Origin of the sequence: Rhodococcus sp. NPDC127527, from assembly GCF_042672245.1 — a bacterium.
Classification (GTDB): Bacteria; Actinomycetota; Actinomycetes; order Mycobacteriales; family Mycobacteriaceae; genus Rhodococcus_G.
In genome coordinates, this window is sequence record NZ_JBHXVP010000001.1 from 109,560 (window position 1) to 123,452 (window position 13,893).

Genomic DNA, 13,893 nt, shown 5'->3' on the forward strand with positions numbered 1-13,893 from the left:
GCTGCACACCCCGGGGGCGCGTACCCCCCCCCCCCCCCCACCGCCGGGGGCCCCCCCGCCGGGCGGGGGGGGCCCCGACGGTGAACGAGTCGGTCGGACTAGCCGGCGACGACGTTCAGGTGGAACTTGGCAACCACGTCGGGGTGCAGGTTCACGATCACCTGGTGCTTGCCGGTGGCCTTGATGTGCGCCTTCGGCAGCTCGAGGCTGCGCTTGTCGACCACGGGGCCACCCGCGGCCTTGACGGCACCGGCGACGTCGGCCGCGGTGACCGAGCCGAACAGCTTGCCCGTGTCACCGGCGGTCTTCACCGTCAGCGACACACCCTCGAGGCCCTCGATCGCGGCCTTGAGCTCCTTGGCGTGGTCCAGGCCGCGCACCGCGCGGGCCTCCTGGGCACGGCGGATGCCCTCGACCTGCTTCTCGGCGCCACGGGTGGCGACGATCGCGAGACCGCGGGGCAGCAGGTAGTTGCGGCCGTAACCGTCCTTGACCTCAACGGTGTCGCCGGGCGCACCGAGGTTGTCCACGTCTGCAGTGAGGATCAGCTTCATGTCTTCCCTTTCCTTAGCGAGCCGTCGAGACGTAAGGAAGCAGAGCGACCTCACGCGAGTTCTTCACGGCAACGGCCACGTCCCGCTGGTGCTGGACGCAGTTGCCGGTGACACGACGCGCGCGGATCTTGCCGCGGTCGCTGACGTACTTACGCAGCAGCGTCGTGTCCTTGTAGTTGATCTGCGTGTTCTTCTCTTTGCAGAAGGTGCAGACCTTCTTCTTCATCACCTTGTCGCGCAGCGGCGGCTTCGGCATTGTCCTTCTCCGTACTTCTCAATGTTCGTTCGCGCTCGATCCCGGCGCAGAGAGCTGGGATCAGAACGGGGGTTCGTCGTTTCCACCACCGCCGCCGAAGGAACCGGCCGCCTGCGGGGCGCTGCCCCACGGGTCGTCGCCGCCACCGGCGTTGGCAGCCGGGCGTCCGCCGCCCGAACCACCCGAGGAACCGAACCCACCACCGCCACCGCCACCGCGGTTGGCCTTGTTGACCTTGGCCGTGGCGTACTTGAGCGAGGGGCCGATCTCGTCGACCTCGAGCTCCACGACAGTGCGCTTCTCGCCTTCGCGAGTCTCGTAGGACCGCTGCTTGAGCCGTCCGCTGACGATCACCCGAGAACCGCGAGTCAGCGACTCGGCCACATTCTCCGCCGCCTCGCGCCAGATGTTGCAGCGCAAGAACAGCGCCTCGCCGTCCTTCCATTCGTTGGAATTCCGGTCGAAGGTGCGGGGCGTGGACGCGACCGTGAAGTTCGCGACCGCTGCCCCCGCCGGGGTGAATCGAAGCTCGGGATCAGCCGTCAAGTTTCCGATGACGGTGATCACGGTGTCGCCTGCCATGTGGGTTCCTCCTGCAGTGTGTGGAATCCTGTTGCGCCGAGCCTAAGGCCCGGTACAGACAGAAATCACTTGACGTGGCGCAGAACCTTGGTGCGCAGCACCGACTCGTTCAGGCCGAGCTGGCGATCCAGCTCGTTCACGGTGGCAGGGGTCGCGTTGATGTCGATCACCGCGTAGATGCCTTCGCTGTGCTTGGCGATCTCGTAGGCGAGACGACGCTTACCCCAGACGTCGACCTTGTCGACGGTGCCGCCGTCCTGGCGAACGACGTTGAGGAACGTATCCAGCGAGGGAGCGACGGTGCGCTCGTCCAGGCTGGGGTCCAGGATGATCATCAATTCGTAACGACGCATAAGACCTCATCACCTCCTATGGACTAGTGAAAACGGCCACGGACGATCCGTGACAGGAGGGTCGTTGCGTCAGCAACCTTTGCAGGTTACACGAGCTGCCCCTGACCTGCGAAATCGCCTCGTTTCCCGAGGACGGCCCGAACCCCGGCGACGCCCCGCGACCAGTCCCAGCCCCTACGCTGGAACCCATGCGGACGAGGGGTTGGGCGAGCACACCCGTGGTGGTTGCGACGACCCTCGTCTGCGGTCTCACGCTGGCGCTGGCGTACCTGAACAAGGCCCGCTGCGCGGGCGCGCCGTTCGACGCGCTCGGGCGCAGCCTGATCTTCGACCGGATCAAGGACAGCAGCGTCTGCTACTCCGACATCCAGTACCTGTGGATCGGCCGCGACATCGACAACCACGTCTTCCCGTACCTGCACGGGGCGATCGACAGCGCCGGGCAGCTGACCGGCGGGACGGTCGAATACCCGGTGCTCAGCGGCCTGCTGATGTGGCTCGGCGCGATCGGCGCCCACACCGACGCCCAGTTCCTGCTGCACTCGGCCCTGATCCTGGTGCCGTTCGGCCTGGTGACCGCCTGGATGCTGGGCCGGCTGGCCGGACCGCCCGCCCTGCTGTGGTCGCTCGGACCGCCGCTCGTGCTCTACGGCTTCCACAACTGGGAACTGCCGGTGGTCGCCGCCGCCACCGCCGCGACCTTCGTGGTCGTCTACTACCAGCGGATACCACTGCGCGTGCGCGCGGCCGGGGCCGCGGTACTGCTCGCAGTCGGGCTGTGCCTGAAGATCTACCCCGGCATCTTCCTGCTCCCGCTGCTCGCGTACGTGTTCACCGGGGGACTCGACGGTCGCGAACTACCGCCCGGCGCCACCGGGCGCTTCGACCCCAGGGGGGCGCTGATCGTGGCGGGCGCCGCCGTGGCCACCACGGTCGCGATCAACCTCCCGTTCGCCGTCCTCGGCTACGACGGGTGGCGGGCGTCGTTCGCCTTCCAGAGCGCCCGCGAGGCCGACATCACCACCAATTCCGTCTGGTACTGGGGTATCCGGCCGCTGTTCGGCTCGGTCGAGGGACCCACCAGCGCGTACGCCCAGTTCGTCTCGATCGCGTCCCCGCTCCTGATCGCCGCCTCCTTCGCGCTCGCCCTGTGGCTCGGCTACACCCGGTACCGGCGCGAGGGCAGCTATCCGTGGATCGTGGTCAGCGCCGCGATGCTGTGCGGATTCATGTTGCTGCACAAGGTGCATTCGCCGCAGTACACCCTGTGGCTGCTGCCCTTCCTGGTGCTGGTCCGGGTGCCACGCGCGGCGATCGCCGGGTACCTGGTCGCCGACCTGGCGATCGGGATCGGCGTGTTCCGGTACTTCCACGCCCTGTCCACCGGCTCGAACGTGAGCAACTGGGAACTCGTCGTCCAGTTCGGGGTGTGGGGGAGGGCCGCGCTGCTGGTCGTCCTGTTCTTCGTGTTCCTGCGGTCCCGGCCGCGGTGGGAGCAGGCGCCCGACCGGGTGCCCCCCACACCCGCACCGGCCAGCGGGCTCTCCCCGGTCGGAACACCGTGAGCGAGAACCGGTTTCGGTAGCAGCCGTCCTGCACCGCCGCAGCGCTCAGCCGCGTGGGGAGACCGGGACCGCCGTCTCGGACCACGCGATCGGCCGGTGGGCGGGCCGCAGCCAACCCGGGAACCAGCCCGGTGGCGCGTCGGCGGCGCCGTCGAGGACCCCGCCGACCGGGTCGTCCACCCCGCGCGCCCGCACCAGGTCCAGATCGGGCCGGTAGATCTGCCGGATCACCAGCGCGCAGAGCCCCAGGACCGCGAGGTCACGCACCACGACGGTCGCGGTGAACCACTGCTCGGGCAGGCCCTTGTTGCCGACACCGAGGTAGTAGTACATCCGTGGCACCCAGACGAGAGCGTCGATCGTCATCCATGCCAGCAACAGTCGCCGGTGCGGCAGCGCCAGCACCGCCAACGGCACCAGCCACAGCGAGTACTGCGGGCTCCACACCTTGTTGGTCAACAGGAAGCCGGCGACCAGCAGGAAGCACAACTGGGCCACCCGCGGTCGCCGCGCCGCGGTCAGCGCGACGTACCCGATCCCCACGCACACCGCCGCGAACAGCAGCAGCGACACCGTGTTCAGGACCACCGGGCTCTCGCCGTGCGCCAGCAGTCCGTCGAACCCGTGCCATCCGGTGAAGGAGCTGATCACGTTGTAGATCGAGTCCGGGTCCGCACCGCGCACGGAGTTGAGCCGGAAGAACTCGCGCCAACCCGGCGGGAACGCCAGCGCCAGCGGAAGATTCACGGCCAGCCAGGCCGCGGCGGCGGCCGCGGTGAGCCGGAACCAGTCCCGCATCCGACCCGCGCGCAGGCACAGCACCAGCAGCGGTCCCAGCAGCAGCAGCGGGTACAGCTTGGTGGCGCCACCCAACCCGAGCAGCACGCCGGCGAGGACCGGCCGCTTCCGCGCCCACGCCAGCAGTCCCGCACCCGCGAAAGCCGTTGCCAGCGGATCGAAATTGGTGAATGCGTGCACGACCACCAGTGGCGACGCGGCGACGAGCGCGGCGTCCCAGATCCGTCTGCCCGCCAGCACGGCGGTGGACCACACGGTGACCAGCCAGGCCAGCGCGAGCCCGAACGCGACCACGTTGAAGTAGAGGACCACCTGCAACGCCCCCGGCAGCCAGGTGACGCCGTGCCAGGCCTTCGCGACGGTCATCGCACCGTACTGGTACAGCCCGGCGAGCACGGGGTACTCCATGTACCGCTGCTGCACCGTGCCGTCCGGCGCGGTCTCCTCCCACGACTTCTTGTAGGGGAAGGCGCCCTCGTCGAGTCGCTCGGCGCCGTACAGCGGCACCGTGTCCGAGTAGCACAGCGCGGTGTACTGACGGCTGCCGCTCCAGTCGAGACCGAGCACGCCGCCGGGCCCGTTCGGTGCCTGCTGGATGCAGGCGGCCTTCGTCGACCAGCCGAGCCCCAGGAACACCACGGCCAGCAGCAGGATCACCCGCAGCGGCGTGAAGAACCGGGTCCGGCCGATCAGGGCCCGGCGCCCGACCGGACCACCGACCACCTCGCTGAGCTGGGCGGTCAGCGTATCCGTTCGCCCGGGCAGATCCCGCTCGGTGTCCGAGCGGCGGTCCGCCGCCAGTGGGGCGGGTGACGCCAGGATCAGCTCACCCGGGCGCGGGTCGTCCCGCGTGCTGTCCTCGTCGTCATCGGCCACCCCGGCGACGTTACCGACCCGGTCCCGGCGGCGTCAGCGTGGCGCACCCTGCCTGTTGCCGGGCACCGAGACGGCGCCGTCGTCCTGACCCGCGTACGGCTGCCCGGGTATCGGTCCCTGGGTGGTCGTCGCCGGCGGGGTGGTGGTGAGCGGCTTGATCCCGGGGATCGGAATAGTCACGCCGGGCAGGATCTCGACCGGGCTCTGCGTGACCTCCACGGGCGGGATCGTCAGCCGTGAGCCGCTCGTGGTCGTCGGCGGCGCGGTGGTCTTGGGCGGGGTGTACGGCGCGGTGTACGCCGGCACGCCGGCCTGGCCGCCGATCGCCTCCGGGGTCGGGAAGCTCTCGACCGGGGAGCCCTTGAGCGCCCCGTCCATCGTCGCCTTCCAGATGTCGGACGGCAGTCCGGAGCCGTACATCAGACCGCCCCAGCTGTTCTGCAGCGGCACACCCTGCTCGGTGCCGACCCACACCGCGGTCGCGAGCGACGGGGTGTAGCCCACCATCCAGGCGTCCTTGTTCTGGCCGGTGTCGCCGAGCTGCGCGGTACCGGTCTTCGCCGCGGACGGGCGGCCGCCGGCCAGTCCGTGACCACGCGAGTACGCGGCGATCGGCTGCATCGCCGCGGTGACGTTGTCCGCGACGGCGGGCTTGATCTTGGCCTCACCGGGTGTGGTGGTGGCGCCGCGGTCGAGCAGCACGGTTCCGTCGCCGGTGACGACCTTCTGAATGAAGTGCGGCGCACGGTAGACACCCGAGTCCGCAAGGGTCGCGTAGGCCGAGGCCATGTCGATCACCCGGGACTGGTACTGGCCCAGCACGATGCCGTTCTCGGAATGACCGGACGGCTCCTGCAGGCTGGTGCCGGTGACGTTCGGGATCTGCTCGGGGATGCCGGCCTTGTGCGCCATGGCCGCGATCTTGTCCGGGCCGTTCTCGATGGAGAGCATCTGCCGGTAGAAGCTGGTGTTCAGCGACCGCTTGAGCGCCTCGGCGATGGTGCACGTGCCGCAGGACTCGCCCTCCGCGTTGGTGATGGTGACGCCTCCGAGGGTCAGCGGACCGCTGTCGTACATCTTCGACAGCGGGATGCCCTCGTCGAGAGCCGTCGCCAGGCCGAACACCTTGAACGACGAACCCGTCTGCAGGCCGGCCTGAGCGAAGTCGTATCCGGCACCGTCGGTTCCGCCGTAGTAGGCCTTGACGCCACCGGTCTTCGGGTCGACGGAGACCACCGCGGTCCGCAGCTCGGGCTTCTCGCCCTCCATGTTCTTGGCCACCGCGTCGACCGCCGCCTGCTGCGCCTGCGGGTCGATCGTCGTGGTGATCTGCAAGCCCTCGGTGTTGAGCACCTGCTCCTTGATGCCGTTGGCCTCGAGCTCCTTGACCACCTGCGCCCGGATGAGGCCGTTGGTGCCGCTGCCCTTGCTGCCGTTGTCGACCTCCGAGAGCGGCACGACGTGCGGATACTTCTGCGCCGCACGCTCGTTCGCATTGAGCGTCTTGGCACTGACCATGCCGTCGAGGACGTAGTTCCAGCGCGACTCGGCACCGGTCGGGTTGGTGGACGGGTCGAGGCCGTACGGCTGCTGGATGGTGGCCGCGAGGACCGCGCCCTCGGCCACCGACAGCTGCTCGACCGGCTTGTCGAAGTAGGCCTTCGACGCCGCCGAGATGCCGAACACGCCGCGACCGAAGGGAATCGTGTTGAGGTACGCGGCGAGGATGTCGTCCTTGGACCACTGCCGCGCCATCTTCGAGGAGATCACCAGCTCGCGCATCTTGCGGGTGATCGAGTGCTCGTTACCGACCATCGCGTTCTTCACGTACTGCTGGGTGATGGTCGAGCCACCGCCCGCGCTGTCCTTGCCGAGCACCTGGTCGCGCGCGGCGCGGGCGAAGCCGGACACCGAGAAGCCGGGGTTGGTGTAGAAGTCGCGGTCCTCGGCCGAGAGCACCGCGTTGCGCACGTGCAGCGGGATCTGGTCGACCGTCACGTCGGTGCGGTTGCCCTCCGGCGGCACGATCGTGCTGAGCACACTGCTGCCGTCGCTCGCGAAGATCGTCGCGACCTGGTTCGTCTTCATGTCACCGGGCTTCGGCACGTCCTCCGCGACGTAGGCGACCATGAACGCCAGCAGTGGGAGCACCAGGCCGAGCGCCACGAGGCTGTACAGGGTCCGGCGCACGATCTTCCACCTGCTCGACTTGGTCTTCTTCGGACGCTTGGGCGGCTGCCCACCGGACGATCCGCCCGATCGGGGCGCGGACGGGGGCGGGCCGGCGGGCGGTCGGCCGCCGGGACCACCCGGGCCACGGCTGCCGCCCTGCGTCTGACGGGGTGCCTGTGCGCCACCCTGCGGCGGCCGGGGCGGCTGCCCACCCTGCGGCGGCCGGGGCGGCTGCCCACCCTGTGCCGGCCGGGGCGGCTGCCCGCCCTGCGGTGGGCGCGGCGGCTGTCCGTACTGGCCGGGTGGCGGCCCGCCCGCTCCGGGCCTGGGACCCTGCGGCGGCATCCCCGGCCGGGCGCCGGGCGGCGGTCCCTGCGGTCGGGGCGGCTGCCCCCCTACGGGCCGACCGGGCTGCTGCGGGTACCCGCCGGGACGTCCGGACGGCGGCGGACCGCTCGGCCGGGGTTGTCCTGTGGGTCGTCCGCCCGGCTGGTTGTTGTAAGGGGAACTCACGTACGAATCTCCAGTGTTCGCGTAGACACGGCTGTGCCACTTGGTTCAGGCAGGCTCGAGGCTGTCGGTCGTGCTCACTCGCTCGCGGTGCGTCTGCTCGGGGAGCGCGTTCGGGCCGGCTTCGGGGCCGGAATCGATCCGAGCACGTACGACTGCACCAAGTGGTTCCAACTGCAGGTCCGGCAGACCTCGACGACGTGCACCGAGAACTCCTCCTGGGTGGTCGCGAGCCGGACCAGTTCCTCGGAGGTCCGCGCCGAGCCCGAGATCGCCCCGAGCTTGTCGCCGAACACCCACGAGACGAGGGTGAGCTGTTCCTTCCTGCATATCGGGCAGGTCACCTCGGACGGCCTGCCGTGGAACTTCGCGGCGCGCAGCAGGTACGGACCGGCATCGCACACCTGCGTGACGCCCGTCCGTCCCGAGAACACCTCGGCCAGCAGGGATCGCCGCTGAAGCGCGTAGTCCACCACCTGCCGCTGCAATCGCACGTGACCAGAGTACGTGGGCAAACGCGAGCAGTCTCGGGTCGGACGGACCTTCCACCCCGACACGCCGTACCCGAACCTGCGGGTTTGCCGAGCGGGAGCGTGACCATGCCCACAACGGTGGAGCCCGCTCGACTCCTGTGATCGCGACCTGGGGACCCGGAACTCGCCCCGAACCGGCGCGCGAGGCCTCGACTCGGTGCCGCCGACGACTCGAGCCGAGGCTCCCTGTCCGTGACTTCGTGTCACGCTCAACACTCGCATGACCTGTCGCCGAATATATCGGTGCGATATAGTTTTGCATCGCATCAAGTAGTTAGGTACCGACGACTCGGGAGGTGGACGCGATGCTCGAACTGGCAATCCTCGGGCTGCTCCTCGAGTCGCCCATGCACGGATACGAGCTGCGCAAGCGGCTGACCGGCCTGTTGGGCGCGTTTCGCGCCTTCTCCTACGGATCGCTCTACCCGACGCTGCGCAGGATGCAGGCCGACGGGCTGATCGCCGAGGACACCGGTCCGGCGGGCACCGTCAAGCGACGCGCCCGCCGCGTGTACGAACTGACCCCCGCGGGTCGGCAGCGGTTCGCCGAACTGGTTGCCGACACCGGTCCGCAGAACTACACGGACGACGGTTTCGGCGTCCACCTCGCCTTCTTCAGCCGCACCCCCGCCGAGGCGCGGATGCGAATTCTCGAGGGCAGGCGACGTCAGGTCGAGGAGCGTCGGGAGGGGCTCCGCGACGCGATCGGGCGGGCCAGTGGCTCACTGGACCGCTACACCCGCCAGCTCCACCAACTCGGCCTCGAGTCGAGCGAGCGTGAAGTGCGGTGGCTCAACGAACTGATCGCCGCCGAGCAAACACCAACAGCATTACCCAAGAAAGAAGGAGAACCCGACCATGGGTGAGAACAGCACCGCGGTGCGCGTGGCCATTGTGGGCGTGGGGAACTGTGCCTCGTCCCTGGTCCAGGGCGTCCAGTACTACAAGGATGCGGACGAGAACTCCACCGTTCCCGGCCTCATGCACGTGAAGTTCGGGCAGTACCACGTCCGCGACGTGCAGTTCGTCGCCGCGTTCGACGTGGATGCCAAGAAGGTCGGGTTCGACCTCTCCGAGGCGATCCTCGCCAGCGAGAACAACACCATCAAGATCACCGACGTGCCGCCGCTCGACGTCCCCGTCCTGCGTGGCCCCACCCTCGACGGCATCGGCAAGTACTACGCGCAGACCATCGAGGTCTCCGACGCCGAGCCCGTCGACGTGGTCGCCGCCCTCAAGGCCGCGAAGGTCGACGTCCTGGTCTCCTACCTGCCGGTGGGCTCCGAGGAGGCCGACAAGTTCTACGCGCAGTGCGCGATCGACGCCGGTGTCGCCTTCGTCAACGCGCTGCCCGTCTTCATCGCCTCCGACCCGGAGTGGGCCGCGAAGTTCAAGGACGCCGGCATCCCGATCGTCGGCGACGACATCAAGAGCCAGGTCGGCGCGACCATCACCCACCGCGTGATGGCGAAGCTGTTCGAGGACCGCGGTGTCGTGCTGGACCGCACCTACCAGCTCAACGTCGGCGGCAACATGGACTTCAAGAACATGCTCGAGCGCGAGCGCCTGGAGTCCAAGAAGGTGTCCAAGACGCAGGCCGTCACCTCCAACCTCAACGGCCCGCTGGCCGGCAAGGTGCACGACCGCAACGTCCACATCGGTCCCTCGGACTACGTGGAGTGGCTCGACGACCGCAAGTGGGCGTACGTGCGCCTCGAGGGTCGCGCGTTCGGCGACGCCCCGCTGAACCTGGAGTACAAGCTCGAGGTCTGGGACTCCCCGAACTCGGCCGGCATCATCATCGACGCCGTCCGCGCCGCGAAGATCGCACTGGACCGCGGCATCGGCGGACCGGTGTACCCGGCGTCGGCGTACCTGATGAAGTCCCCGCCGGTCCAGATGGCGGACGACAAGGCGCGCGCCGAGCTCGAAGCGTTCATCATCGAGGCGTAGCTCGCACGCGTCGCAGCGACGCCCGGCGGGGGCCGGACACCTTTCGAGGTGTCCGGCCCCCGCGTCGTTTCCGGCGACCGCGGAATCCCGGTGCCCGATGGCGTGTTCCAGTGGGTAGCCACCACCGCCCCGAGGACCGCCATGCCCACACCCTCGCTCCCCGTGCTCGACCTCGCGCTCGCCGAAGATCCCGATACGGCCGAAGAATTCCGCCGGGCGCTGCGCGAAGTCACCCACGACTTCGGCTTCTTCTACCTCGTCGGCCACGGCATCGAGGAGGCCCTGCAGGCGCGGCTGCTCGACGTCGCACACCGGTTCTTCGCGCTGCCCGAGGACGAGAAGCTGGCCATCGAGAACCTGGCGAGCCCGCACTTCCGCGGCTACACCCGCCTCGGCGGCGAACTGACCGAGGGCAGACAGGACTGGCGCGAACAGATCGACGTCGGCCCCGAACGCCCCGCGCTCGAGCACGTCGACCCCGCCGCCCCCTGGGGGATCCTCGAGGGCCCCAACCTGTGGCCGGGGTCGCTGCCGGAACTGCGCGCCGTGCTCACCGAGTGGAACGAGACCCTCGACGCGGTCGGGCTGCGACTGCTCAGGCAGTGGGCACTCTCCCTCGGCCAGGACGAGGGGGTCTTCGACGCCGCGTTCGCGAACGACCCGGCGACGCTGATCAAGGTCGTCCGCTATCCCGGCCGCGGCGCCGGCGGGCAGGGGGTCGGGGGACACAAGGACGCGGGCGTGCTGACGCTGCTGTTCGTCGAGCCCGGCAAGGGCGGGTTGCAGGTCGAGCACGACGGGGAGTGGATCGACGCACCTCCGGTCGAGGGCGCGCTGATCGTCAACATCGGCGAGCTGCTCGAGGTCGCCACCGCGGGGTATCTCAAGGCGACCGTGCACCGGGTGACCTCGCCGGCCGACGGGACCGATCGGATCTCGGTACCGTTCTTCTTCAATCCCGCTCTGTCCGAGAAGATTCCACAGCTCACGCTGCCGCCCGACCTGGCCGCGCGGGCCCGCGGGGTGACCGTCGACGCCGACAACCCCATCCACGACACCTACGGCGCGAACGCCCTGAAGAGCCGGCTGCGCGCACATCCCGACGTCGCCGCGATCCACCATCCGGACCTGGTCGCCGGGTGCTGACGCTTACCCGCCCGGAAGTGGGATAACCACGCCCGGAAGGATTTCCACGCTGCGCGGCGGGGGCGGCGGCGGGAGCACCGGCACGACCGGGGCCACCGGGGCCGGCGCGACGGGGGACTCCGGCGGCGCTGCGGGCGCCGCCGGGGCCACCGGCGCACCCGTGCCGGCTCCGGCTCCGGCTCCGGTTCCGCTGCCGCCGCCCGCGGCCGAGGCGGACACGCCGGTGCTGCCGCCGGAGTACGTCGGAACCCCCGCCTGACCACCGATCGGCTTGGGCCACGGGAACGACTCCCAGTCGGTGCCCTCGAGCGCGCCGTCCATCGTCTCCTTCCAGATGTCCGACGGCAGGCCCGACCCGTAAACCGGTCCGCCCCAACTGTTCACCAGCGGCTGCGACTGCTCGGTGCCCACCCACACGGCGGTGGACAGCGACGGGGTGTACCCCACCATCCAGGCGTCCTTGTTCGCACCGGTGTCACCGAGCTGCGCGGTACCGGTCTTCGCCGCGGACGGACGGCCACCGGCCAATGCGTGTCCGCGCGAGTACGCCGCGATCGGCATCATCGCCTGCGTGACGTTGTCCGCGACCGCGGGATCGATCCGCTGCTCACCGGGGTCCGGCGCCCGGTCCAACAGCACCCGGCCGTCCGCGGTGACCACGCGTTGCACGAAGTGCGGCGCCCGGTACACCCCCGACGCGGCGAGCGTGGCGTACGCGGAGGCCATGTCGATGACCCGGGTCTGGTACTGGCCCAACACGATTCCGTCCTCGGGCGGGCCGCCGTCCTGGCTCAGGCTCTCGCCCGCCACGCCCGGGATCTGCAGCGGGATGCCGGCCTTGTGCGCGATGTCCGCGATCTTCTGCGGGCCGTTCTCGAGCGATCTCGTCATTCGGTAGAAGCTGGTGTTCAGCGACCGTTTGAGCGCCTCGGCGATGGTGCAGGTGCCGCAGGACTCGCCCTCGACGTTGGTGATGGTCACGTTCCCCACCGTCAGCGGGGCGCTGTTGAACATCGTCTGCAGGCCCTGCCCGTCCGCGAGCAGCGCGGCCAACCCGAACACCTTGAACGACGAGCCGGTCTGCAACGGCGCCTGCGCGTAGTCGAAGCCGGCTCCGTCCGCGCCGCCGTAGTAGGCCCGGACGCCGCCGGTGTGGGGATCGATCGACACCACCGCGGTGCGCAGGTCGGGCGGTTCGCCGTCGAGGGTGGTCCGGACCCCGTCCAGCGCCGCCTGCTGGGCCGTCGCGTCGATCGTGGTGGTGATCTGCAGTCCCTCGGTGTTCAGTTCCTGCTCGCTGATGCCCGAGGCGGCCAGCTCCTTGAGCACCTGGGTGCGGATCAGGCCCTCCGGACCGTGCGCGGCATTGACGTCCACGAGCTGGGCCAACGGCACCACCGCGGGGAAGGTCGCCGCGTCCCGGTCGGAGGCGCTGAGGGCACCCATCGTCACCATGCCGTCGAGAACGTAGTTCCACCGCGCCTCGGCCGCGGAGCGGTTCGTCTCCGGGTCGAGCAGGGTGGGGCTCTGGATCACCGAGGCCAGTACCGCCCCCTCGGCGACCGTCAGCTCACCCACCGGTTTGCCGAAGTACGCCTTCGAGGCGGCGGCGATGCCGTACGCGCCGCGGCCGAAGTAGATGGTGTTGAGATACGCGGCGAGGATGTCGTCCTTGGACCACTGCCTCGCCATCTTCGACGAGATCACCAGCTCGCGCATCTTGCGCACCACGTTGCGGTCCGCGCCGACCAGGGTGTTCTTCACGTACTGCTGGGTGATGGTCGAACCGCCGCCGGCGCTGTCCTTGCCGAGCAGGTTGTCGCGCGCCGCGCGGGCGAACCCGGACAGCGAGAAGCCGGGATTCGAATAGAAGTTGCGGTCCTCCGCGGAGAGCACCGCCTGCTGCACGTGCCGGGGGATCTCCTCGAGCTTCACCTCGGTCCGATTGCCCTCGGGCGGAACGACTCTGGTGATCGTCGAGCCGTCGGACGCGAAGATCGTCGCGACCTGGTTGGTCCGCATGTCCGACGGCCGGGGAACCTGTGCCCGCCAGTACCCGACGGCGAACACCGCGGCCGGTACCACGACCAGCAGGGCCACCACCGCGACCGCGGTCCACAGCAGCCTGCGCCGCCTGCGCCGCGGCGGCTCGCCGGGTGGGGCCCCGCCCGCGTCGGGTCCACCCCCCGGCGGCGACGGCGGGTCTCCCCCCGACGACGGTGGCGGCTCCCCGCCCGACAGCGCACCAGCGCCGCCCGGTTCGTCCGGGGGCGTGGATGATTCCGAGGTCGCGTCGGAAGGGGAGCTCACATGCAGTCTCCTGATCGATCAGAAGAAGAAATGTCTCTCCCGCATCCTCACACACGATCCGACGTGGAACCCCGCCCGAAACGCCGAAGGATCAGCGCACCTTTCGCCACGCCCGGATCGCCAGCGCGAGCGCCGCCACGCAGCCGAGCAGGACCAGCGAGGCGGTCAGGCCCGGGTTCCCGCGCACGATCCCCGCCGCCGCGGCGAGGAAGGACACGGCGGTGAAGAAGCCGAGCAGCCCGATCAGCATCTCGAGCTGCTGGCGCCGCCGGGCCCGGTTCACCG

At 69.7% G+C, this 13,893-nt stretch carries 13 protein-coding genes; 4 read left to right on the forward strand and 9 right to left on the reverse strand.

Features of this window, described 5'->3' with window-relative positions; genetic code table 11:
• Window positions 1–98 precede the first annotated feature (98 nt).
• The 4 genes from rplI to rpsF form a co-directional block, all read right to left on the reverse strand.
• Complete coding sequence (gene rplI / locus ACFVH2_RS00515) at window positions 99–554, reverse strand: 50S ribosomal protein L9 (protein ID WP_378425902.1); 456 nt, start codon at window positions 552–554, stop codon at window positions 99–101.
• Window positions 555–567: 13 nt separating this feature from the next.
• Entirely contained in the window at window positions 568–810 is a 243-nt protein-coding gene (rpsR, locus tag ACFVH2_RS00520) for a 30S ribosomal protein S18 (protein ID WP_114720111.1), read from the reverse strand.
• A gap of 60 nt (window positions 811–870) precedes the next feature.
• Window positions 871–1,392: a single-stranded DNA-binding protein gene (locus tag ACFVH2_RS00525; protein WP_142094700.1), complete on the reverse strand. Its 522-nt coding sequence runs from the start codon at window positions 1,390–1,392 to the stop codon at window positions 871–873.
• Window positions 1,393–1,457: 65 nt separating this feature from the next.
• A complete protein-coding gene (gene rpsF, locus ACFVH2_RS00530) occupies window positions 1,458–1,745 on the reverse strand; it encodes a 30S ribosomal protein S6 (protein ID WP_378425905.1) in 288 nt (95 codons plus the stop codon).
• Between the two features lie 188 nt (window positions 1,746–1,933).
• On the opposite strand from rpsF, the gene ACFVH2_RS00535 reads away from it, so the two are divergent.
• The gene (locus tag ACFVH2_RS00535) at window positions 1,934–3,310 is read left to right on the forward strand and encodes a hypothetical protein (protein ID WP_378425907.1); all 1,377 of its coding nucleotides are present in this window, start codon (window positions 1,934–1,936) and stop codon (window positions 3,308–3,310) included.
• Window positions 3,311–3,355: 45 nt separating this feature from the next.
• On the opposite strand, the gene ACFVH2_RS00540 is transcribed toward ACFVH2_RS00535, so the two are convergent.
• From ACFVH2_RS00540 to ACFVH2_RS00550, 3 genes are all read right to left on the reverse strand, one after another.
• A complete protein-coding gene (locus ACFVH2_RS00540; RefSeq protein WP_378425909.1) occupies window positions 3,356–4,984 on the reverse strand; it encodes a glycosyltransferase family 87 protein in 1,629 nt (542 codons plus the stop codon).
• 33 nt (window positions 4,985–5,017) lie between these two features.
• Window positions 5,018–7,501, reverse strand: coding sequence for a transglycosylase domain-containing protein (locus ACFVH2_RS00545; RefSeq protein ID WP_378425911.1), 2,484 nt, complete (start codon window positions 7,499–7,501; stop codon window positions 5,018–5,020).
• A gap of 242 nt (window positions 7,502–7,743) precedes the next feature.
• Window positions 7,744–8,160, reverse strand: coding sequence for a DUF5318 domain-containing protein (locus ACFVH2_RS00550; RefSeq protein WP_378425913.1), 417 nt, complete (start codon window positions 8,158–8,160; stop codon window positions 7,744–7,746).
• Between the two features lie 344 nt (window positions 8,161–8,504).
• Between ACFVH2_RS00550 and ACFVH2_RS00555 the strand changes: the two genes are divergently transcribed.
• From ACFVH2_RS00555 to ACFVH2_RS00565, 3 genes are all read left to right on the forward strand, one after another.
• Entirely contained in the window at window positions 8,505–9,065 is a 561-nt protein-coding gene (locus ACFVH2_RS00555; RefSeq protein ID WP_378425915.1) for a PadR family transcriptional regulator, read from the forward strand.
• Window positions 9,058–10,152 (forward strand): inositol-3-phosphate synthase, encoded by a 1,095-nt coding sequence (locus ACFVH2_RS00560; protein WP_378425917.1) that lies wholly within the window; start codon window positions 9,058–9,060, stop codon window positions 10,150–10,152. Before ACFVH2_RS00555 ends, ACFVH2_RS00560 begins: the two co-directional genes overlap by 8 nt.
• Before the next feature lie 141 nt (window positions 10,153–10,293).
• Window positions 10,294–11,298 carry an isopenicillin N synthase family dioxygenase gene (locus ACFVH2_RS00565; protein WP_378425919.1) on the forward strand — a complete coding sequence of 335 codons (1,005 nt, stop codon included), beginning with the start codon at window positions 10,294–10,296 and terminating at the stop codon, window positions 11,296–11,298.
• Window positions 11,299–11,301: 3 nt separating this feature from the next.
• Here the strand turns inward: ACFVH2_RS00565 and ACFVH2_RS00570 are convergent, their stop codons facing one another.
• Both ACFVH2_RS00570 and ACFVH2_RS00575 read right to left on the reverse strand, forming a co-directional pair.
• Window positions 11,302–13,614 carry a transglycosylase domain-containing protein gene (locus ACFVH2_RS00570; RefSeq protein ID WP_378425959.1) on the reverse strand — a complete coding sequence of 771 codons (2,313 nt, stop codon included), beginning with the start codon at window positions 13,612–13,614 and terminating at the stop codon, window positions 11,302–11,304.
• 85 nt (window positions 13,615–13,699) lie between these two features.
• On the reverse strand, window positions 13,700–13,891 hold the full coding sequence (locus tag ACFVH2_RS00575; protein WP_378425921.1) for a hypothetical protein: 192 nt from the start codon (window positions 13,889–13,891) through the stop codon (window positions 13,700–13,702).
• Between the last annotated feature and the right edge of the window lie 2 nt (window positions 13,892–13,893).